Source organism: Paracoccaceae bacterium (genome assembly GCA_012103375.1).
GTDB lineage: Bacteria > Pseudomonadota > Alphaproteobacteria > Rhodobacterales > Rhodobacteraceae > WLWX01.
The window spans coordinates 3379593-3400812 of the sequence record WLWX01000001.1; the positions used below are offsets into that span (position 1 = coordinate 3379593).

Annotated in this window: 19 protein-coding genes and 2 pseudogenes; 6 read left to right on the forward strand and 15 right to left on the reverse strand. The window is 61.0% G+C overall.

Going from position 1 to position 21220, the window contains the following annotated elements; all coding sequences use genetic code 11:
• Window positions 1–71: 71 nt before the first annotated feature.
• From GKR99_17310 to GKR99_17350, 9 genes are all read right to left on the reverse strand, one after another.
• On the reverse strand, window positions 72–2858 hold the full coding sequence (locus GKR99_17310; protein NKB29211.1) for a formate dehydrogenase subunit alpha: 2787 nt from the start codon (window positions 2856–2858) through the stop codon (window positions 72–74).
• Window positions 2858–4546: an NADH-quinone oxidoreductase subunit F gene (locus tag GKR99_17315; GenBank protein ID NKB29212.1), complete on the reverse strand. Its 1689-nt coding sequence runs from the start codon at window positions 4544–4546 to the stop codon at window positions 2858–2860. The genes GKR99_17310 and GKR99_17315 overlap by 1 nt, the downstream gene beginning before the upstream one ends.
• A gap of 89 nt (window positions 4547–4635) precedes the next feature.
• Window positions 4636–5520, reverse strand: coding sequence for a LysR family transcriptional regulator (locus tag GKR99_17320; protein NKB29213.1), 885 nt, complete (start codon window positions 5518–5520; stop codon window positions 4636–4638).
• A 24-nt stretch (window positions 5521–5544) separates the two neighbouring features.
• The gene (locus GKR99_17325) at window positions 5545–6213 is read right to left on the reverse strand and encodes a hypothetical protein (protein NKB29214.1); all 669 of its coding nucleotides are present in this window, start codon (window positions 6211–6213) and stop codon (window positions 5545–5547) included.
• A gap of 221 nt (window positions 6214–6434) precedes the next feature.
• A complete protein-coding gene (locus GKR99_17330) occupies window positions 6435–7544 on the reverse strand; it encodes a HAMP domain-containing protein (protein ID NKB29215.1) in 1110 nt (369 codons plus the stop codon).
• Window positions 7541–8218, reverse strand: a complete 678-nt coding sequence (locus tag GKR99_17335; protein ID NKB29216.1) for a response regulator — start codon at window positions 8216–8218, stop codon at window positions 7541–7543. Before GKR99_17335 ends, GKR99_17330 begins: the two co-directional genes overlap by 4 nt.
• A complete protein-coding gene (locus tag GKR99_17340; protein NKB29217.1) occupies window positions 8199–8447 on the reverse strand; it encodes a hypothetical protein in 249 nt (82 codons plus the stop codon). Before GKR99_17340 ends, GKR99_17335 begins: the two co-directional genes overlap by 20 nt.
• Window positions 8448–8492: 45 nt before the next feature.
• Entirely contained in the window at window positions 8493–9899 is a 1407-nt protein-coding gene (locus tag GKR99_17345; GenBank protein NKB29218.1) for a DUF4173 domain-containing protein, read from the reverse strand.
• A 153-nt stretch (window positions 9900–10052) separates the two neighbouring features.
• Window positions 10053–10349, reverse strand: a complete 297-nt coding sequence (locus tag GKR99_17350; GenBank protein NKB29219.1) for a hypothetical protein — start codon at window positions 10347–10349, stop codon at window positions 10053–10055.
• A gap of 202 nt (window positions 10350–10551) precedes the next feature.
• On the opposite strand from GKR99_17350, the gene GKR99_17355 reads away from it, so the two are divergent.
• From GKR99_17355 to GKR99_17365, 3 genes are all read left to right on the forward strand, one after another.
• The gene (locus GKR99_17355) at window positions 10552–10968 is read left to right on the forward strand and encodes a hypothetical protein (GenBank protein NKB29220.1); all 417 of its coding nucleotides are present in this window, start codon (window positions 10552–10554) and stop codon (window positions 10966–10968) included.
• A 345-nt stretch (window positions 10969–11313) separates the two neighbouring features.
• The gene (locus GKR99_17360) at window positions 11314–11949 is read left to right on the forward strand and encodes a ribonuclease HII (protein ID NKB29221.1); all 636 of its coding nucleotides are present in this window, start codon (window positions 11314–11316) and stop codon (window positions 11947–11949) included.
• An 86-nt stretch (window positions 11950–12035) separates the two neighbouring features.
• Window positions 12036–13133, forward strand: a complete 1098-nt coding sequence (locus GKR99_17365) for a site-specific DNA-methyltransferase (GenBank protein NKB29222.1) — start codon at window positions 12036–12038, stop codon at window positions 13131–13133.
• A 172-nt stretch (window positions 13134–13305) separates the two neighbouring features.
• On the opposite strand, the gene GKR99_17370 is transcribed toward GKR99_17365, so the two are convergent.
• The 3 genes and pseudogenes from GKR99_17370 to GKR99_17380 all read right to left on the reverse strand — a co-directional run bounded on the left by GKR99_17370 (window position 13306) and on the right by GKR99_17380 (window position 15797).
• Window positions 13306–14460, reverse strand: coding sequence for an alkane 1-monooxygenase (locus tag GKR99_17370; protein ID NKB29223.1), 1155 nt, complete (start codon window positions 14458–14460; stop codon window positions 13306–13308).
• A 53-nt stretch (window positions 14461–14513) separates the two neighbouring features.
• Window positions 14514–15380, reverse strand: a pseudogene (locus GKR99_17375) (A/G-specific adenine glycosylase).
• 216 nt (window positions 15381–15596) lie between these two features.
• Window positions 15597–15797 (reverse strand): annotated as a pseudogene (locus GKR99_17380) (A/G-specific adenine glycosylase).
• Window positions 15798–15902: 105 nt separating this feature from the next.
• Between GKR99_17380 and GKR99_17385 the strand changes: the two are divergent.
• From GKR99_17385 to GKR99_17395, 3 genes are read left to right on the forward strand one after another with little or no spacing between them, the layout of a single operon-like run.
• The gene (locus GKR99_17385) at window positions 15903–16448 is read left to right on the forward strand and encodes a DUF721 domain-containing protein (GenBank protein NKB29224.1); all 546 of its coding nucleotides are present in this window, start codon (window positions 15903–15905) and stop codon (window positions 16446–16448) included.
• Window positions 16448–17113 carry a thioredoxin domain-containing protein gene (locus tag GKR99_17390; GenBank protein ID NKB29225.1) on the forward strand — a complete coding sequence of 222 codons (666 nt, stop codon included), beginning with the start codon at window positions 16448–16450 and terminating at the stop codon, window positions 17111–17113. The genes GKR99_17385 and GKR99_17390 overlap by 1 nt, the downstream gene beginning before the upstream one ends.
• A complete protein-coding gene (locus tag GKR99_17395) occupies window positions 17110–18249 on the forward strand; it encodes a CoA transferase (protein NKB29226.1) in 1140 nt (379 codons plus the stop codon). Before GKR99_17390 ends, GKR99_17395 begins: the two co-directional genes overlap by 4 nt.
• A gap of 69 nt (window positions 18250–18318) precedes the next feature.
• On the opposite strand, the gene GKR99_17400 is transcribed toward GKR99_17395, so the two are convergent.
• The 3 genes from GKR99_17400 to GKR99_17410 form a co-directional block, all read right to left on the reverse strand.
• The gene (locus tag GKR99_17400; GenBank protein NKB29227.1) at window positions 18319–18879 is read right to left on the reverse strand and encodes a hypothetical protein; all 561 of its coding nucleotides are present in this window, start codon (window positions 18877–18879) and stop codon (window positions 18319–18321) included.
• A gap of 45 nt (window positions 18880–18924) precedes the next feature.
• Window positions 18925–19566, reverse strand: coding sequence for a hypothetical protein (locus GKR99_17405; protein ID NKB29228.1), 642 nt, complete (start codon window positions 19564–19566; stop codon window positions 18925–18927).
• A 121-nt stretch (window positions 19567–19687) separates the two neighbouring features.
• Window positions 19688–21211, reverse strand: coding sequence for an OmpA family protein (locus GKR99_17410; GenBank protein ID NKB29229.1), 1524 nt, complete (start codon window positions 21209–21211; stop codon window positions 19688–19690).
• Window positions 21212–21220: the final 9 nt, after the last annotated feature.

Here is a 21220-nt window from a genome sequence, read left to right on the forward strand (position 1 = left end):
CGCGCATCGTTTATGAGCGGACCGAGCGAATTCGCCAGTAATCCATCACCTGCGACTTTGATGTCGCAGACCTATTCCGCCGCCATCACCTCGGCCCGTTCCACCCGACAGGCGGAAAACTTGAACTCGGGTATCTTGCCGTAGGGATCCAGCGCGGCATTGGTCAGCAGGTTTGCCGCCGCTTCGACAAAGGCAAACGGCAGGAAGACATTGTCTTCTGCCACGGCCCGGTCGGCGCGTGCCATCACCGTGACACTGCCGCGCCGGGTGGTCAGGGTGATCATGCCGCCGGGTTCGACGCCCATCTTGCGCAAGGTCTTGGGGTGCAATGAACAATTCGCCTCGGGCTCCAGCCCGTCCAGAACCGTGGCGCGGCGGGTCATTGACCCGGTGTGCCAATGTTCCAGCTGCCGACCGGTGATCAGCACGAAGGGATAGTCGGCATCCGGCACTTCATCCGGCGGGATGACGTTTGCCGGGGTGAATTTCGCGCGGCATTCGGGGCGCGGGAATCCATCACCAAACACAATCGGCTGGCCGGGGTCTTCGGGCGACAGGCTGGGGTAGGTGACGGCGGCTTTTTCCAACCGCTCCCATGTGATGTTGTCGAGCGATCCCATGTTCTGCTTCATCTCGGCAAAAACTTCACGCGGGTGGGTGTAGGTCCAGTTCAGCCCCAGACGCTTGGCCAGTTCGACCTCGATCCACCAATCCTCTTTCGCCTCACCCGGAGGGGCGACGGCGGGACGACCCATCTGAACCTGGCGGTTGGTGTTGGTGACGGTTCCGGTCTTTTCCGCCCAAGCGCTGGCGGGCAGTATCACGTCGGCATAGTTGGCGGTTTCGGTCAGGAAGATATCCTGCACCACCAGATGCTCCAGCTTGGCCAGCGCATGGCGGGCGTGATCGACATCAGGGTCGGACATCGCCGGGTTTTCGCCCAACACATACATGCCGCGAATGTCGCCCGCGTGAACGGCATCCATGATCTCAACCACGGTGAGGCCCTTCTGGTTCGAGAAATCCTCGGACCCCCAAACCTCGGTAAACGCGCTGCGCACACCGTCATCCATCACCGACTGGTAGTCCGGCAGGAACATCGGGATCAGCCCGGCGTCGGACGCGCCCTGCACGTTGTTCTGACCGCGCAGCGGATGTAGCCCCGCACCAGGGCGGCCGACCTGGCCGGTCATCAACGCCAGCGAAATCAGGCAACGCGAGTTGTCGGTGCCGTGGATGTGCTGGGAAATTCCCATGCCCCAGAAGATCATGCCCGCCTTGGCCCCGGCGAATGTGCGCGCGACATCGCGCAGCACGTCGGCCTCGATCCCGCAGACTTCGGCTATCTTTTCGGGCGGGAAGCCTTTCAGGTGTTCCTTCATCGCGGGCCAGTTTTCGGTATAGGCCTCGATATACTGCTGGTCGAAGAGCTCTTCCTCGACGATCACATGCATGATCGCGTTCAGCATGCTGACATCCGCGCCGGGCTTGAATTGCAACATGTGGCTGGCAAACCGGCGCAGGCCGACGCCGCGCGGGTCCATCACGATCAGCTTGCCGCCGCGTTTGGTGAACTGCTTGAAGAAGGTGGCCGCAACCGGGTGATTCTCGACCGGGTTTGCGCCGATGACGATGGCGACATCGGCGTTTTCGATCTCGTTAAAGGTCGCAGTCACCGCGGCCGAGCCGACATTCTCCATCAGTGCGGCGACCGACGAGGCATGGCACAGTCGCGTACAGTGATCGACGTTGTTATGGCCAAAGCCCTGACGGATCATCTTCTGGAACAGATAGGCTTCTTCGTTCGAACATTTGGCCGACCCAAAGCCCGCAACGCGCGTTCCGGCAACGTCGCGCTGGGCGGCAAGGCCGTTTGCCGCAGCGTCCAACGCCTCGTCCCACGTTGCTTCGCGAAAATGGGTCAGCGGGTTGTTCGGGTCGACGTTCAAACCCTTGGCGGGGGCATCCTCACGCCGGATCAGCGGCTTGGTCAGCCGGTGTTTATGATCGACATAGTCAAAGCCAAAGCGCCCCTTGACGCACAAGCGCCCTTCGTTTGCCGGGCCGTTGATACCTTCGACATATTTGATCTTGTCGTCTTTGATCTTGAAGCTCAGCTGGCAGCCGACACCGCAATAGGGGCAGACGCTGTCAACCTCGCGATCATAATCCATGCTGTCGCCGTGCTGGGCATCATCAACCACGGTTGCGGGCATCAGCGCGCCGGTCGGGCAGGCCTGAACGCATTCGCCGCAAGCCACGCAGGTGCTGTCACCCATCGGGTCGTTTTGGTCAAAGACGATTTCGGCCTCGCGCCCCCGGAACCCCATGCCGATAACGTCATTGACCTGCACTTCACGGCAGGCCCGCACGCACAGGTTACAATGGATGCAGGCGTCCAGATTGACGTTCATCGCCACATGGCTGTTGTCCAGCAGCGGCACCTTGGTGGTTTCAACCTTCGGAAAGCGGCTGGTGATGACGCCCTGTTCGTCGGCCATGTCCCAGAAATGGGACGAGGCATCATGCGCTGCGCTGCGCGGCGGCTGATCGGCGGCCAGCATTTCGATGACCATCTTGCGGGCGGATGTGGCGCGCGCGGAATCGGTGGTGACAACCATGCCGTCAGCAACCGGACGGATGCAGGAAGCGATGAGCGTCCGCTCCCCCTCAACCTCGACCATGCAGGCGCGGCAGTTGCCATCGGGGCGATAGCCGGGATCGGGCTTGTGGCACAGATGCGGGATCGTCAGGCCACGGCCATTGGCGGCCTCCCATATGGTCCAGCCCTCAGGGACGGTAACGTCGTCGCCGTTGAGGGTGAAGGTGACCTGTGCGATCTGGTTTCCGTCAGGCATCACACTTCCTCCGAAAAATGCTTCATCGTCAGGCGGATCGGGTTTGGCGCCGCCTGGCCGAGGCCGCAAATGCTGGCGTCGCCCATGGCCTGGCAGAGTTCCTCCAGCAGCGGTTGATCCCAGTGGTCGGCCTGCATCAGCTTCACGGCCTTTTCACAGCCGACCCGGCAGGGGGTGCATTGGCCGCAGCTTTCATCCTCAAAGAACCTCAACATATTCAGCGCCGCGCCACGCGCCGAGTCCTGATCGGACAGGACGACGACAGCCGCCGATCCGATGAACGACCCATGCGGTTGCAGCGTGTCAAAATCCAGCGGGATGTCGTCCATCGACGCGGGCAGCAGGCCCGAGGATGGGCCGCCGGGCTGATAGGCTTTGAACGCATGGCCATCGAGCATGCCGCCCGATGCCTCGATCACGTCCAGTATGGTTGAACCGGCAGGCAACAGGTGGACGCCGGGGTTTTTCACCCGGCCCGAGACGGAATAGCTGCGCAAGCCAACGCGCCCGTTTTTTTCGGTCGCGTTCAAGCATTCCTGCCCTTCACGGCAAACCTTGGCGACCCAATGCAGGGTTTCAACGTTGTGTACCAATGTGGGCACACCAAAGACGCCGACCTGAGCCACGAACGGTGGGCGGTGACGCGGCAGTCCGCGTTTACCTTCGATGGACTCGATCATCGCGGATTCTTCACCGCAGATATAAGCGCCAGCGCCACGGCGCAGGTCGATGTAGCCCGCCTCGACGATCCCGGCTGCTTCCAGCGCTGCAATCTCTCGCCGCAGGATCTCCAACACGGCGGGGTATTCGTCGCGCATGTAGATAAAGCAGGTTTCCGCCTCGACCGCCCAGGCGGCGATCAGCATGCCCTCAAGAAACAGATGCGGCGTGCGTTCCAGGTAATAGCGGTCCTTGAAGGTGCCCGGCTCCCCCTCGTCCCCGTTCACGGCCAGATAGCGGGGCCCGGGATTGGCGCGCACGAAGCCCCATTTCTTGCCGGACGGGAAGCCCGCACCGCCAAGACCGCGCAGGCCCGAGGTGAGGACCTGTTCCTGCACGTCCTCCCAGTTTCCATCCGTTTTCAGGCGAGTCAGGGCCTGATACCCCCCCTCAGCCTGATAATTGGAGAGGGTTTCATACTCCGGCACATGCGCGTGCGTATCGTCTGCCGCGATGGCAGCGTTCACCAGTTCGGGCGTGGCATGGTCAATGTGGTTGTGCCCAATCTCGAGCACCGGCGCGGTATCGCAACGGCCCATGCAGGGCGCGCGCAGCACGCGAACCTCGGACGCATCAAGTCCGTCTTCCAGTGCATTCTGCAAGGCCTGCGCCCCGGCAAGTTCGCAAGAAAGGCTGTCACAGACCCGGATCGTCAGTGCGGGCGGCGGTGTGTCGCCATCTTTCACCACGTCGAAATGGGCATAGAAGGTCGCAACCTCGAACACCTCGGCCTGCGACATGCGCATTTCAAGCGCCAGCGCGGCGATGTTGTCTGCAGACAGATGGCCGTGTTTGTCCTGTATCAGATGCAGGAATTCGATCAGCAGGTCGCGGCGGCGGGGGCGATCGCCCAGAAGCGACTGAACCTCGGCGAGTGCTTCATCACTGGGTTGGCGGCCCTTGGGCGTGCGCCGCCCCTTGCCCTTGCCGGACTTCCAGACGCCTTTTTGATCGTCGAGCGGTGCCATCAGATCCCTCCCTGCTTACCGGGTGTTCCTGTCATCACTTTTGAATATCGTCAAATAGCAAATTCAACATATGCAATAGGCGTGGATTATCACGGATCTCCGCTCAGATGGCGTCGCAACGCCTCGACAGTGGCAAGCCCCGGCGAACGGTTCGATGATATCAGGCAAATCGACTTGGCCAGCGGCGGATCGGACAGCGGCAGGATGCAGGTGCCCGGAAACGGGCCCAGCGCGTCCAGCAGCACTTCGGGCATGATTGTCGCCGCGCGGCCCGCGCGCGCCAGAATGATCGAGGTGGTAAACGCGTTGGTTTCGGCAATCACGTCCGGGCGCACGCCAGCCTCAGCAAACATCCGGTCCAGAATGCGCCGGTTCTGCATCTGCGGTTCCAGAAGGCTCAGCGGTAGGGAGGCGGCTTCGGCCCAGGTGATGGTTCCTTCCGGGCGCGGCGCCAGTGCGACGGGGGCAAGCAGCACATAGCGTTCGTCATAAAGCGGCCGGATCGTATGCAGATCGGTTGAAACGCCGTCCGCATAGGTAATTCCTGCTGCAAGCGATCCATCCTCGACCCCTTGCTGGATCGCCAGCGAGGTCGCGCTTTCGATTCGCGTGGTGATGTCGGGAAACTCGGCCCGCATGCTCAGCGACAGTCGCGCCGCCCAGGCCAGCGCCGTCGGCACGACGCCCAAAACCAGCAGACCGCTGACAACACCCTGCGCGGCGCGGGCCTCGACCTCCATCGCCTTTGCATCGGCCAGGATGCTGCGGGCACGACGCACCAGTGCCTCGCCCTGTTCGGTGAATCCCTGAAACCGGTTGCCACGCGCGACAATGGTGACGCCCAGCTCGGCCTCAAGCTTGCGGATGCGCACCGAGAACGCTGGCTGAGAAATCCCGACATCCCGCGCCGCACGGGCAAAATGCCGGTGCCGCGCCAGCGCGACCAACAACTGCATGTCGCGCAATTCGATCATGGGGTGAGCGTGACGCGGCGCGCGTCAAACCATGCGAATGACATCTTTGTCGATCGACAGCATATAGCCGCGCCGCGCAATGTTCTTGATCAGCAACTCGCTGACCATCTGGTTGCCCAGCACATCGCGCAGCCGTTTGATCCGCGTCGCACCTGCCGCTTCATCACAATCCGCCGCATTGCGCCCGGATATCATCGCCTCAATCTCGGCCCCTGACAGAACATCCTCGTCCATCCGCGCCTCGGCCAGGATTGCCAGTGTTTCAATCGCGGCCTCGGTCAGCTTGAATTCCATGTTGTTGAGGTAGACGGTGCGCTCTTCCCGGCTGATCAGCAGGGATGACACCTGGATGCCCTGCTTTTCAATCTCGCCCATGCGTTTGAGCAGGCCCACCATGGTCACCAGCAACACGAAAGCTGTGACCAGCAGACCGGTTGCGAAGATTAGCAGCACGAAAATAACCACGCGATAGGATTTCAGCGTGTCCGAAAAGGCCGTGCCGGATTCGGCGAGGATTTCCAGGAATTTGATGTCGGACTGGGTGCTGAGGTCGTCATTTTCGACAAAGATCGCCTCGACCCGGTTGTTGAAGGCATTGGCGTCGGGAAGGTTCAGAAACAGGAAACCCGCCGCCAGCGCAAGAATCAGCACAATTGCCGCGATCCCGGCAACGACAACCCGGTTGCCCTGAATGCGGGCGCTGCGCTCGGCGATGTTCTGTTCGTCGCTGATTGGTGTGCCTTTCCGTCGGGCCCCCTTCTACCAGCGGCGCAGCGTCAGGCTCAAGCCGTGATCGTCGGGCCGGATGCCAAGGTTATCCGATATCACCGCGCCGTTATTGCCTGACCGCCGGGCTTTGGGCGTGATTGAACCCATCGGTCCACTGTTGCGACCCATAGTTAAGAGTTCGCCCGTTACCCAAGGAGATACACATGACCTTCCGCATCGCCCCTCGCCTTATCCGCGCCACGGTTTTCGTCGCCTTCGCCCTTGGCGGCGGACTGGCCGCATCTGTTGCCGCCGCCGAGGCCATTCAATGCCCTTATGCCAAGGTCAAACGCCAGATCGTCACGCCGATTCCCAGCGGTTGGTGGACCACGCCGGTGCAACAGAACCTGCAAACAACCAAGATCGCCGTTGTTGGCGGCAAGAAAACCCTGATCTGCGATTATGGACACGCCGGGTCGATCATGCGTCTGCCGCCTGCGGGTCATAACTGTCAGGCGATCCATACCGGATATGCCCGTGCCGTTGTCTGTGACCGTCACCTCGACCCGCTCTACGTCGACGCTGCCGTTCAGAACAACTTCCGTCGCGCCATGCTGCGCCGCGTTGGCGAACAGATGCCCCAGGATCAGGCGCAGACCATCTGCGGCCAGTGGCACCCATTCCGGCGCGCCATTGTTGCGCAAAATCAGCGCGGGGTACTCAGCACCCAGCGCTTCGGCGACCTGCATCAGAGTGCTGCGCCCGTGGTAGCGCGGCTCTCGTGCGGCGGCGATGCGGCGCAGGGCGTCCAGCTGCACCTGCATTTGATCCGTGGCCCCCATGATTTGGGCGATCAGCTGTCTGTCGGACGCCCCGGGCGGCATGCTGTCTTCTAACAGTTCGGCGGCGGCCCGGATCGCCGAAACCGGGGTCTTCAACTCATGGGTCACATGATCGGTATAACCACGTACAGTTGCGGCGCGGCTTTGCAGGGTTTCGGCCATATCCAGAACCGATTGCCCCATCGCACCCAGCTCTTGCGTGCCATAGTGCCGAGGCGGGGCCGGAGGGTCGCCAACGCCATGGCGCACCTGCCCGGCATAGCGCGCCAGCGAGGCGATCGGACGCATCAACAGCCGTACCAGGATCGCCGTCAGCCCTCCGATGCACAGCGCAAGGAAGATCGCGGCCTGAAGAAACCCCATTTCGGGGCCGAGAAGTCGCAACGCGAAAAGACCGATCAACGACAGCGCCAGCGTCGCTGCCAGCGCCCCGCCCAGCACCATCCAGAGTGCGGGCCGCCATTTGCGCGTCAACCGCAGCACAATCCCAGCCGAATCCCGACACCGTGAAGCGTTTCAACTGCATCTGAACATCCCGCATCGGACAGTTTGCGCCGCAGATTGCGCAGGTGGCTGTCCAATGTGCGATCCGACACCGGCGTGGACCCGCCCCAGATTGCATCGACCATCTGCGGGCGTGCAACGACCCGATCGGGCGCAAGCAGCAGCTTCATAAGAATGGCCATTTCCGTGGCGGTCAAAGGTACCATCGTGCCGGAAACCAGGCAGGCATGGCGATCCGGATCAACAACGACCACCCCGTGACGCAGAACCTGGGACTGCGCCGCTGCGTTTGAACGCTTCAGAATCGCGCGAACCCTGGCCACAAGTTCGCGCGGGCTGAACGGTTTGGTGACATAGTCATCGGCCCCCAGTTCCAGGCCCAGAATGCGATCCACCTCATCATCGCGGGCACTCAGAAACAGAATCGGCACGTCCGAGCGTTGCCTGAGCCGCCGACACACCTCCAGCCCGTCCAACTCGGGCAGGCCGATATCCAGAACGATCAGGTCCGGTTTCTCACGGGCGGCATGAACCAGCGCGGTCTGGCCGTCGGCTGCGGTGATGACGGTGTATCCGGCGCGTTCTAACGCGATGCTCAGAAGATTGCGCAGGCGCGGATCGTCATCAGTTACCAGGATTTTCAAGCGCGGCTCGTTCAGCGTCATAAGCTTCCAGATAGCGGCTGACGCGGTAGGTGCGAAAGCCCCAATCGCGCCAACCCCTGATCGGCTTGGGCCGGATGAATTCGCAATCCGACGTATCGACATCCGCAATAGCCGCCGCCATCGGCCCCAACCCGCAGGCGTATTCGCAATCGGCCGATTGTGTTGAAAAACTCCGTTTTAGGGCCTGAACGATGATTTTTCTTTCCATGCAGCCCGATCCTAAATTTTTGGCGCGGGGGTCGGCCCAAATCGCCTACATGCGCTCACGCGCAGCCATGCGCTGTCTCGTGGTCAAAGCTTTCCGACTATTTCGCTTCATAGGTTTTCGCAAGAAATCCGCGACGCTCTGATTTCGGAGTTTTTCAACACAATCGGCCCAGCCCGCACGCGACAGGTTTGCCGCCGCGATCAGATGGGCAAAATTGACGAAACAGCTGACATAGAGCACCCCGACGGACAGCCCGGCGCTGCGCAGCAACAGCCACAGGTTGCTTCTGGCCCGGAAAATCTGCCAGCCGACCAGCACCAGCCCTATTGCCACCATGGCCATCCAGATCGCCGCGTGCACGCGCAGGTATGTCGGCCCAAACACCTCGATATAAATCGACAGGCGGCGCGCGGCAGAGGCGACCAGAAGCACATTCTGCAACAACCACAGCGCCATCAACGGGCGCGCCGCCAATGCGAAGGCACCGGCCAGAAGCGCCGTGACCAGTAGCGGGTAGGCGCCGCGATGGGCATAGCTGGCCAATGACATCCCCTCGGGCAGGTCAGCGCCACCCCACAGAAAGCCGATGTCGGTCAGCGATTGCAGGCCCAGAACCAGATTGAAGGCAATCAGCGCGTTGGCCACCGAAGCACCGTTGATGCCCAGCCCGGCGCCCAGCGCGAATCGGCGGGCTTTGACGCGCCCGCGTCCGGCGCCAAGCGTCTGCGCTGATCCGGCCAACAGCGGCCAAACCAACAGGGCAACCCCGGACCAGAAGACGGCACGGACGATCCATTCCATCGGATCGAACGACCAATCCGCGATCGCCAGGATCCAGCCCTCAAAAACCGGATTCGCCTCGATCACCAGGGCCATCAAAATCAGCGTGCCGCCAAGCGGAAAGGCCCAGCCGCGAATGAAGCGTATCGGGGGTGACAGGGATCGGCCCGATGCGATGACGCCGGGCGCGGACCACAGAAGATCCCGAACGCCCAGCCAGGGCAGACGTCGCAGCAGAACGCCGGCACCGCGCATCACCTCGGCTATCGTAGCAGCGGGCCCCTGAACCATCCAGCTGATGCTGGTCAGCAGGCCGAACAGAAAAAACAGAACCGATAGTGTCTGGATGTATTCCACCGATGGCAGGCAGGTCACGACCAGCAGGATGGCCGGGCGCAGCACCTCATGGCGATGTGGCAAACTCAATGCGACGATGGTGAAGACAACGGCCGCGAAGGCCGCAAGGGAAAGCCCGGGAACATGGCCGTAAAACAGAATGTCGGCCGTCGCGACCAACGCCAGCATGGCCGCCCCGCGTGGCGGCCGCGCGACCGATTCGCTTGCCACGCCTACCGTGCCGCCTGCCCGTTCGGCCCCGGCCGGTTGCGATAACCACCAGGCGTCCTGACGGATGGCCTGCGGAACCCCGCGCAAGGTCAGATTATGTGCCATGATTCGATCCCTCGTCTTTTGTTTGTGACAAGGGCACTTCTGGCCATCTGCTGTGCATCCGCCGTTCAGCGCATATGCAGAGTTTGTGCAGAATCAAAAAACGCCCGCCTATGTCAGGCGGGCGTTTGTTATCTGTTCAGGACCGGGCCGGGATCAGAACTTCAGAAAGTTCGCCCCGGCTTTGGCCTTGCGCGAGGCCAGTCCCGAATCGTCGAACGTCGACAGTACCTTCAAAAGCTCCCAGCCACGCGCGGCCAGTCGCTGCTTTACAATCGAGGCGGCCCGCCCGTTGTTGGAACAGGCCGCATCGGGAAGTTTCACCACGCCATAGTGCAGGCGCAGCGGGTTTTCCGTCTTTGCCTTGTAGTCAGCAAAACAGCCCGCCGAGGCGGGGGCAGCTGCGACAAGGGAAAGTCCCAGTACGAGGGAGATGATCGTTTTCTTAAACATGTGCTGAATGTGCGCTGTGCGGCCCGGTTATTCAATAACAAGGCGCGCAATCCGGCTGTTATCGAATATCCATCGCATCGATATTCGATAACCCGGCGACGATATTGTCTAACTTCACCACCCGGCGCAAATCTTATCCCATCGAAGGCCAGCGCGTATCGAGTGTTTGTTTCTGCTGGTCGCCCCCGAAGGAGTACCAGTAATGTTTCGCCCCGTTCTTTCCCCCGTTCTTTCCATAGCCCTTGCAGGCGTGCTGGCAGTTACAAGCCTGACTGCCACGGCCAACCCGGCACGTGCCGGTAGCAACAATGACGTCGCCACGGTCATCCTTGGCGCCGCTGCCCTGTATCTTCTGTTTAACGATCACAACAACGGGTCGAAGCAAGTTCACTACAACCACGGGCTGCGCAAAGTTGTCCCCTATAAGTGCCGCTCGGTCATCCGTACCCGCCATGGCAAGCGCCGCGTCTTTGCGCGCCACTGCCTGAAGCACAACATGGCACGCAAAGCGTTCCGCAAGCTGCCCAATGCTTGCAAGACGTCCATTCAAACACGCCACGGCTGGCGCAAGGTTTACAAAGCAAAGTGCCTGCGTCGTCACGGTTGGCGCACGAGCTGAGGTCAGGCCTGTCCCCAAACAACCCCTGACCCAGAACACCGGCGCGGGCTTCCGCACATCTCCACCGCGTCGGAATAGGTGAGGGGGGTTCCCCCAGAAGCCCCCTCACCACCCTTAACGAGTACCGGCCTGTTCCGCCGGATCAGTGCTAACGAGTGCGGCGAATGTTTCGCCAAACCCATCGTAACGAGTACAAGGGCGGGTCTTCGGATCCGCCCTTTCTTTGTTAGCGGGATGGGTGTCCGCGAAAATGCCGTAAGACCAGCCAATCCGCACCGCCATTGCAGCCATCAAGGGAAGCGCCGGTTTCTTGACGCCACCGGACGACAGTGATCCTGTGCCTCGATGCTCACCAAACCCGATTTCCAGTTTGAAGCCACCGCGCAGGGCGGCGGCGCCTTGCGCATTGCCGGTGTCGACGAAGCGGGTCGCGGCCCGCTTGCCGGGCCGGTTGTTGCAGCGGCCGCTGTTCTGGATCTCGCAAACCTGCCCGCAGGGTTGAACGATTCCAAAAAGCTCAGCGCGGCCAAGCGCGATCTGCTGGCACAGATGATACATGAACAGGCGGACGTCGGCGTCGGGATCGCCACGGTTGCCGAGATCGACACACTCAACATCCTGCGCGCCAGCCATCTGGCAATGTGCCGTGCGCTGAACGCGCTTCGGCATCCGGCAGACCACGCCCTGATCGACGGCAACATGATCCCGCGCGATTTGACACTGCCTGCGACGGCAATTGTGAAGGGCGATGCGCTAAGCCTGTCGATTGCCGCTGCTTCGATCGTGGCAAAAGTGCAACGCGACGGGATCATGGTGGATTTGGCGCAACAGTTTCCAGGCTATGGCTGGGAACAGAACAAGGGATACCCGACAAAAGCGCACCGCGACGCCCTTCAAGACCTTGGCGTGACCCCTCACCATAGACGCAGCTTCAAACCTGTCCACAATATCTTGTATCAAGATAAAAACGTAACCTGCTGATTCAAAGAAAGAATTTGACGGCGAATCGCTGATGACTCATTTTTATCCACAGACGCCGGACAACGGTGCATGGGACAGAGGCAGCGATGACAACACGAAAACCGAAGGAGGCGGCGACGCTTCCGCTCAATCAGATTCTGGACGGCGATTGCGTCGAGGCGATGCGGGGCCTGCCCAATGCGTCGGTCGATCTGATCTTTGCCGACCCGCCCTATAACCTTCAGTTGAAGGGTGATTTGCATCGCCCGGACAACAGCCGCGTGGATGCGGTTGATGACGCCTGGGACCAGTTCTCCAGCTTTGCGGTCTATGACGAATTCACCCGCGCCTGGTTGGCCGAGGCGAAACGCATCCTGAAGCCCGATGGCGCGATCTGGGTGATCGGCAGCTATCACAACATCTTCCGCGTCGGTACGGCCATTCAGGACGCCGGGTTCTGGGTGCTAAATGACGTGATCTGGCGCAAGTCGAACCCGATGCCGAATTTCCGCGGCAAACGCTTCACCAATGCGCATGAGACACTGATCTGGGCCTCGCGCAGTGAAGAGGCGCGCCCGACCTTCAACTACGAAGCGCTGAAGGCCCTGAACGAGGGGATACAGATGCGCAGCGACTGGATGCTGCCGATCTGCACCGGGCATGAACGTCTGAAGGACGCCAATGGTGACAAGGCGCATCCGACGCAGAAGCCTGAATCGCTGCTGCATCGCATTCTACTGGGCACCACCAACCCCGGCGACGTCGTGCTGGACCCGTTTTTCGGCACTGGCACCACGGGTGCCGTCGCCAAAATGCTGGGCCGCGATTTCATCGGGATCGAGCGTGAGGCCGCTTATCGCAAGGTCGCCGAACGCCGCCTGTCCAAGATCCGCAAATTCGACAAGACCGCGCTGGAAGTCAGCGTCAGCAAGCGCGCCGAGCCGCGTGTTCCCTTTGGGCAACTGGTCGAGCGTGGCATGCTGCGCCCCGGCGAGGTTTTGACAAGCCCGCGTGGAAACACGGCTCGGGTGCGGGCTGATGGGTCTTTGATCTCGGGCGAGGCCAAGGGCTCAATCCACCAAGTGGGGGCGGCGCTGGAAGGCGCGCCCTCCTGCAACGGCTGGACCTATTGGAGCTTCAAGCGCGACGGCAAGGCGATCCCCATCGACCTGCTGCGCCAGCAGATCCGCGCCGAACTCAGCTAAACGATCTACCGCCTGTGCCTGTGGCCCGACCACAGCACAACCTTGGGTCCTGTCCACCTGTGGGCAGGACCCCTTTTTTTCTCAGGTTGCGCAACTGCTACACCAGCCGTGCACCGAAGTGCGAAGCTTCGTAAACCGGTTCAGTCAATATCGCATGTGTTCGGCACGTCATTTACCCCCGCGCAGGCATCGGGTTGGTGCCCGTGTTGTAAGCACTCCATTCGCTGATCTGCGGGTAATGCTGTCGCCGCCAATTTCGGACGCGCGGATTCATGAAGCGCCGCCAAAGCGGTGGGATCATCGCCAGCGCCGTCATCACTGGATAGCCGTAGGGCAGGGTCGGAACATCATCTTCGGAGTATGTCTGCAACAGCGGATAGCGCCGGTCGGGTTTCATATGATGATCGGCGTGGCGTTGCAGGTTGATCAGCAGCCAGTTGGATGCCCGAAAATCCGCGTTCCATGAATGATAGGGTTTCACACGTTCATACCGACCTTCGCCCAGATGCTCGCGCGTCAGACCATAATGTTCGACGTAATTCACCAGCTCTAACTGCCAGACCGCGATGAACGCCTGATAGGCGTAGAGGCCCAGACCGACCCAGCCACCGATGGCAAAGGCCAGCACAAGAAACGCCAGTTGCAGCGCCCAATAGCGCCAGAACGGGTTAGACAGGTGCCAGACCGACCGCCCGCGCCGCGCCTGCATCGCAGCCTCAACCCGCCAGGCGGATTGCGCGCTTTGGCGCAGAACACGCGGGAAAAAGCGATGGAACCCCTCATTATATCGCGCCGTCACCGCATCGCGCGGCGTGCCGACATGGGCGTGGTGCACCAGCAGATGCTCGCTGCGATAGTGACCATACTGCGTCATCGCCATCAGAATATCGCCCAGCCAGCGTTCCAGCCGATTGCGCTGATGCATCAGCTCATGCGCATAGACGATGCCGATGGTGCCGGACCCGACACCGACGCCAAAGAACAGGCCGATCTTTTCCCACCCGCTGAGGTGTGTTGTCTGCGTGACAAAGGCCAGCGTTCCGAAGATCAGCCCGAATTGCAGAACAGGCCAGATCAGGGTGATCAGCCGGTGCCAGAACAACTCTGCTTCCGCCGTTTCCGGGTCGAGGCTGTCGCGGTCGATGCCAATGATCAGGTCAAGGATCGAAAACAGCCACCAGCTTGCCAGTGGCACCAGCAGCAGCGTCCAGCCACCGAAAGTCGCCGCCAGCGCCACCATGGGCAGTATGATCAGCGATGCCCAGAACGGCAGCGCCGCACGCAGGCTGGATGTGGCCGCAGGTGAAGGTGTTCGAGTGTCGCTCATTACCCGTCCAGATCGAAACTACCGACGCTTCTTAGCGCAGGGCAGGATTTGCCTCAATTCGCGCCCAGCACGCCCGACGCCACGGAATGGGCCTTGCGCATCAGCGTGGGCAGGTGGTTCGGGTCGAAGTCATCTGCCTGGATGAAGGCTCCGGGTGCGGATTGCGCGACAGTCGCGGCGAACACCCGCAGGCGCAGGTGGAAATGGGTGAAGGTGTGGCGCACCTCGCCCAATTCCGCCCAGGCGGCCTCAACCGGTGGGGCCGGGGCCGGGTTGTCTGACCAATCCGAACCTGGCCAGCCAAGCGTGCCGCCCAGCAACCCCTTGTCCGGGCGGCGCTCCAGCAGCCATGCGCCATCGGTCCGGCGCGCAACATAGGCAAAGCCATGCCGAACCGGCTTGGGCTTCTTCGGCGTCTTTGCCGGCAAGTCAGCGGCGATACCTGCCGCGCGTGCCTGACAATGGGCGATCACCGGGCAGATGCCGCAGGCCGGGCTGCGCGGCGTGCAGCTCGTCGCGCCCAGATCCATCATTACCTGTGCATGATCGCCCGCGCGTTGATCCGGAGTCAGCGTTTCCGCCAAACGCGTCAACTCAGGCTTCGCAGTCGGAAGGGGTGTTTCGACCCTAAACAGGCGGGAAACGACCCTTTCAACGTTCCCATCAACAACGGTTTCGGGCCGATCAAATGCGATCGAGCCAATGGCTGCCGCCGTGTAGGGGCCGATGCCGGGCAGGCTGCGCAGCGCGGTGGCATTGTCCGGGAACTGCCCGCCATGATCGGCAACAACCGACCGCGCGCAGGCCAGCAAGTTGCGGGCGCGGGCGTAATACCCAAGGCCCGCCCATTCTGCCATGACCACGCCATCGTCCGCCGCCGCCAGCGCTGCGACATCGGGCCAGAGGGTCGTGAACCGCTGATTGTGTTGAAAAACTCCGTTTTAGGGCCTGAACGATGATTTTTCTTTCCATGCAGCCCGATCCTAAATTTTTGGCGCGGGGGTCGGCCCAAATCGCCTACATGCGCTCACGCGCAGCCATGCGCTGTCTCGTGGTCAAAGCTTTCCGACTATTTCGCTTCATAGGTTTTCGCAAGAAATCCGCGACGCTCTGATTTCGGAGTTTTTCAACACAATCCGCTCAAAATACCCCTTCACCGCCGCGACGGTGGTTTGTTGCAACATCACTTCGGACAGCCAGACGCGATAGGGGTCGGGCGAAACGCCCGCCGCGCGGTCCGCCGGGCTGACGCGCCACGGCAATACCCGCGCATGGCTGTCGTACCAGCGCAGCAGATCCCCGCTGATCTCTGCGCCATTGTTGCCCACGTCACGCAATCTTTACGTCCTGCCCGTTGCTTGCAGATGCCCTGCGACCAGATACAGCGTAGAATAGGTCGCAAAGTTGACATAGACAGGGTCGACAGCCGAATGGGAGTCTGAATGCCACCGCCCGCCGCCACATCGCCAAAAAACCGCCGCAAGCGCGGGTTCGAGCGGACCTCGGGCCTGCTGCAGGGCCGCATTCGCCAGGCGGGTGAGGGGCGCGGTTTTGCGGTGACAAGGCTGCTGACCCATTGGGCCGAAGTCGCGGGCGCGGACATCGCCGCCGCAACGCGGCCCGTGAACATCAGCTATGGCCGTGGTGGCCTTGGCGCGACGTTGACGCTGTTGACCACCGGTGCGCAGGCCCCAATGGTCGAAATGGCCAGCGAAAAGCTGAAGGAACGGGTGAATGCCTGCTATGGCTATGCCGCAATCTCTCGTATTCGGATCACCCAGACCGCGCCGCAGGGGTTTGCCGACGGCAAGATCAGCTTTGACCACGCCCCGGCAACCGCCGCCGCACCTGCGCCAGACCCCCGCCTTCAGGCCAAGGCCCAGGCCGTTGCGAAAGGCGTGTCCGATGATACGTTGCGCGCCGCGCTGGAAGCGCTGGGCACCAATGTCCTGACCAGATCAACCCGTTCAAAAAAGGTACCTTCGTAATGAACCGTCTTCTGTCCTTCGTAGTTGTTGCCGCCGTCGCTGCGGCTGGCCTGTGGTATCTGAATTCCAGCCGTTCCGTCGATCCGGCCCAGACGATCCTGGGCGCGCAGGCCCAATCGGCCGAAGATGTGGACACCTCGATCGTTCCCGAAGTCTCGATCGGGAACCCGAATTCGCCTGTAACAGTCACTGAATACGCCAGCTATACCTGCCCGCACTGCCGGTCATTCCACGAAGGCGCGTTCAAGGATCTGAAGGCCGAGTATATCGACACCGGCAAGATCAATTTTATCTATCGCGAGGTGTACTTTGACCGTTTCGGCCTGTGGGCGGCGATGGTTGCACGCTGTGACGGCGCGCAGAAGTACTTTCCGATTGCCCAGATGATCTATGAAAAACAGTCTGAATGGACCCAAGGCGAACCTGCGGATATCGCAGCCAACCTGCGCCGCATTGGCCTGGCCGCCGGGCTGGACGGTGACACGTTGGAGGCGTGCCTGACCGACGCCACGATGGCCCAGGCGATGTTCGCGAAGTTTCAGCAGACCTCCGAAGCTGATGATGTCTCGGGCACGCCGACTTTCCTGATCGACGGCCAGAAGGTCGACAATGCCGAGTTCCAGACAAACTTCCGCAGCATTCTGGATGCGAAAATCGGCGGATGACACCGCTTAATGGCCTGAAGGTCGTTGAACTGGCGCGCATACTGGCCGGCCCCTGGGCCGGTCAGACGCTGGCGGATCTGGGCGCGGATGTCATCAAGGTCGAAGCGCCAAAGGGCGACGATACACGCCAGTGGGGGCCGCCGTTCGTGGACAAGGGCGGTGATCGCTCAGCCAGCTATTTCCACAGTTGCAATCGCGGCAAGCGGTCCATTGCGCTGGATTTCACCACCGAGGAAGGGCGCGACACCCTGATCGCGCTGGTCCGGGACGCCGATATCCTGATCGAGAATTTCAAGGTTGGCGGGCTGGCGAAATACGGGCTGGATTGGGATTCGGTGCGCCAGATCAACCCGCGCCTGATCTATTGTTCGATCACCGGCTTCGGGCAGGATGGCCCCTATGCCCACCGCGCCGGGTACGATTACATCATCCAAGGCATGTCCGGCCTGATGTCGATCACTGGCGCGCCCGAGGGGCAGCCGCAGAAAGTTGGCGTGGCGGTCACCGACATATTCACCGGCATGTATGCAACGACGGCAATCCTCGCCGCGCTTCGCATGCGCGATCAGACCGGTGCTGGGCAGCACGTCGATCTGGGCCTGCTGGATGTCGCCGTGGCAGTCACCGCTAATCAGGCGATGAACTATCTGACCACCGGGCAGGCGCCGCAGCGAATTGGCAACGCGCATCAGAATCTGACCCCCTATCAGGTTTTCGACTGCGCCGATGGCTGGATCATCATCGCCACCGGCAATGACGCGCAGTACCAGCGGCTGTGCGTGCTGCTGGGTGACGCAGAAATGGCCACCGACCCCGATTATCTGACCAACGCAGACCGGATTGCCCATCGCGAGGCGATGACCGCGCGGCTGACCCGGGCGACGCTGACGTTTTCCAAATCTGACCTGCTGGCGGCTTGCGAAAACGCCGGTGTTCCCGCCGGACCGATCAATGACTTCGCCGAGGTTTTCGCCGACCCGCAAGTGGCCGCGCGCGGGATGCATCAGCTGGCCGAAGGCATCCCGACAGTGCGCCCGCCGTTTCGGTTTTCGGATGCCGAATTGGCGACAGGTCGCGCGGCGCCGAAACTGGATGAACACGGGGCGGAGATCAAAGCCGGGTTACGGTCTGACTAACAGTGTTTAACCACCGAGTTCGGCAAAACCCCACCTGCGCCCGGTTCCGACACTACGCCGTTATTCGGATTATCCTTTTGCGCGTCCGAATTTCTCATGCAATTTTTGCATCGTGCGAACAAAACACGCATTCATGTTGCCATCCAGAGAATTTTTAAATCGGTTGAGGTTGGGAATCTTTCTGGCAATATCCGCCTCGATCCGAGAACTCTGCCAATATTGTTCATTCGGAATTAATGCTTCGATCGGACTTCGCATTGGAAATGGTCCGGCCTGCCACAAAAGGCTCGCGCCGGTAACTGTGCAATTATTCACGGTTTCGGCGCAGGATTTTTCGCAAAGGTTTCTGATCGGGCGCCAGCTTGTGATATTCTCGGCATTGTCAATGGCAGCCTGATACCATTCTGAGCCGTCAATAACTTGCCCGGGTGACGGCGCCTCCCAGGCGAGTTCGCTTGTTGCGTACTGCAAATCAGCAAATTGGAGCGTCCCAATTCTTGCAGAGCCTGCGTAACTGCCCTGTGTACTGTCGGCAGATTGATTTCGCGCCCATGCCAGAATGACCTCGGCTTCGGCGGATTGTGTTGAAAAACTCCGTTTTAGGGCCTGAACGATGATTTTTCTTTCCATGCAGCCCGATCCTAAATTTTTGGCGCGGGGGTCGGCCCAAATCGCCTACATGCGCTCACGCGCAGCCATGCGCTGTCTCGTGGTCAAAGCTTTCCGACTATTTCGCTTCATAGGTTTTCGCAAGAAATCCGCGACGCTCTGATTTCGGAGTTTTTCAACACAATCGGCGGGAAGGCGATCTTCAAGCCCCTGTAGCGCCGCGATCAAAGTATTTGCCTCACCCTGATACAGCATTGATTGCGCCGCGATTAATGCCGTCTGCACTTCGCCAAATTCAATCAGTGTGCGAATTGCAGGTGCTTTTGATCCGATTTCCCTGGCCTGCAATAGCGCAGTCGCCAACGGCTCGGACTGCTCAGCCGCAGTCAGCCAGGATTTGCCGGACAGACCTTCGGGAATGCGAAGCAATGCAATCCGTTCATTTCGGGAAAGCTTGGACGTCACTTGCGCGTGCAGATTTCCATTCACGGCAATACTGGCAAGAAGGATTTGCGCGGCGCGATTGTCCTGTCGCGCAAGCTCGGCCAGCGAAATCAGCGCGGATTTATCTTCCCCGTCCAGCCACTGGGAAACTGCTTTGGTGTATTCAGGCGCATCACTTCCGGCAATTGTTCGATCTTCGGAATTTGCGGAAACGCCGGAAACCATGAAAATGCACGTCAGAACAATTGGCAGAATTTTCTTCACGTTTGCATCTTTCCGATTTGGCGATCCAGAAAACTAATCCGCGACAACACCTGTTGCATTAAATAATAGATGGACATACCGATTGGGTTTCTAATTCTTCCATTATTGACACCGACGACCATCACCGCAACCACACTTCGACACGCCGGTTGATCTTGCGGCCCCAATCCACTTCGTCACAGGCCAATGGCATGGCCTCTCCAAAGCCATCTGCCAACAGTTTCAGGCTGGCCATCGCCTCTTCGGTTGTTGCCGCGCGCACCGCATCGCGCACCTTGCGGGCCCGATCCAGCGACAATTCGCGGTTGTCCGCCGCCGGGCCGGTGCCGTCGGAAAACCCCGAAAACAGCAGCGTGCGTCCGGTAAACTCACCCCGGTTCAAAGCGCCTGCCAACAGGCCGATATTGGATTGCGAGATTGCGTCAAGATCGGTCGAACCATCTTCGAAACGGAATGTTAGCGTCAGACGCGCGGCACCTTCGATACGTTCGACCGCACGGCGCAGATCTGCCTGCGCGCCGGGTTCCTTGGCAGCCTCGATCGCGTGGGCCAGACGCTCTCCCTGGGCTTCGATTGGGACCGTGCCCAGGTACTGATCGACGAATCCCGCCTGTTGAACGGCCAGGCGCGCCTCGGGGCTTCGGGTGAAGGCCAGGAATTCGCGCGCAACCTTGGGCAATCGGCGCGCGGGCGGATACAGGAACAGCGGCAGCGTCAGTGGGTAATCGACAGTGCGCAGCGCATCCGCGGTCGCAACCGAGGCAAACGCGCAAGGCCCGGCGACCACCAATGGCACTGCCGCACCGATATCCGAATATGTCGTAACGCCCAGCGCATTCGGGTCGCGCGCAACCGCGTCGGTCAACTGACCAGTCTCTCGATGGCGGGTCACCGGCATGCCAAGCACTTGCCCTTCGGGGATCAGGACACGCCGTCGCAGTTCCCGCATCAGGCCGGATTGCTGCACCGGAACATGCAGGCGCAGGGGTTTTTCACCTTCCCACAGATCCGCGCTGGTCAGTTTTCGGCCAAATGCCTGCGCCAGTCGGGCACGTGTAATCGCGGTCAGGGGGTTTTCAGCCGCAACCACCGGGACAATTGCGTCCAATCCAAGAACACGCCCGATGCCGGATCGCGCCTGGCTGCGTTCCGATTGCGGCGGACGCAATGCCAGAACGATATCGGCGCGATCAGCAATCAGATCTTCAAACCCTTCGCCGGATGTTGAAGCGGCAAAGGAAAACTGCGCCACCAGTCGCGCCGGCGATGCCTCGCGCAGGTCATAGCGAAAGCGCCGGTCGCTTTGGACGACTTTCAGCGTCGAGTATCCCCGGGCACGGCCAAAAGCCTCGATAAGGGCGGGCATCAGGCGGCGCACCACCATCGCGTCGCCCGAGAATGAGACACCGGCAATGAACGGCCCGTCATCCGGGCAGGCGCGTCCGTGGCAGATCATCTTCGAACCGTCCACGGTCACGCGTCCAAAGTTGCCCTCCAACTGGAAGAATTCGCCATCGAAATTCAGCAGCCGTCCGCTGAGTTCAAGCGAGCCGTCGCGTGCCGTCAGTGTGACGGTCTGGGCCAGCGCGATTGCCGGGGCACAAAGGAAAAGCGCGGCGAAGGCCGCCGCGCGTATCATGGTCATGGATCAGTC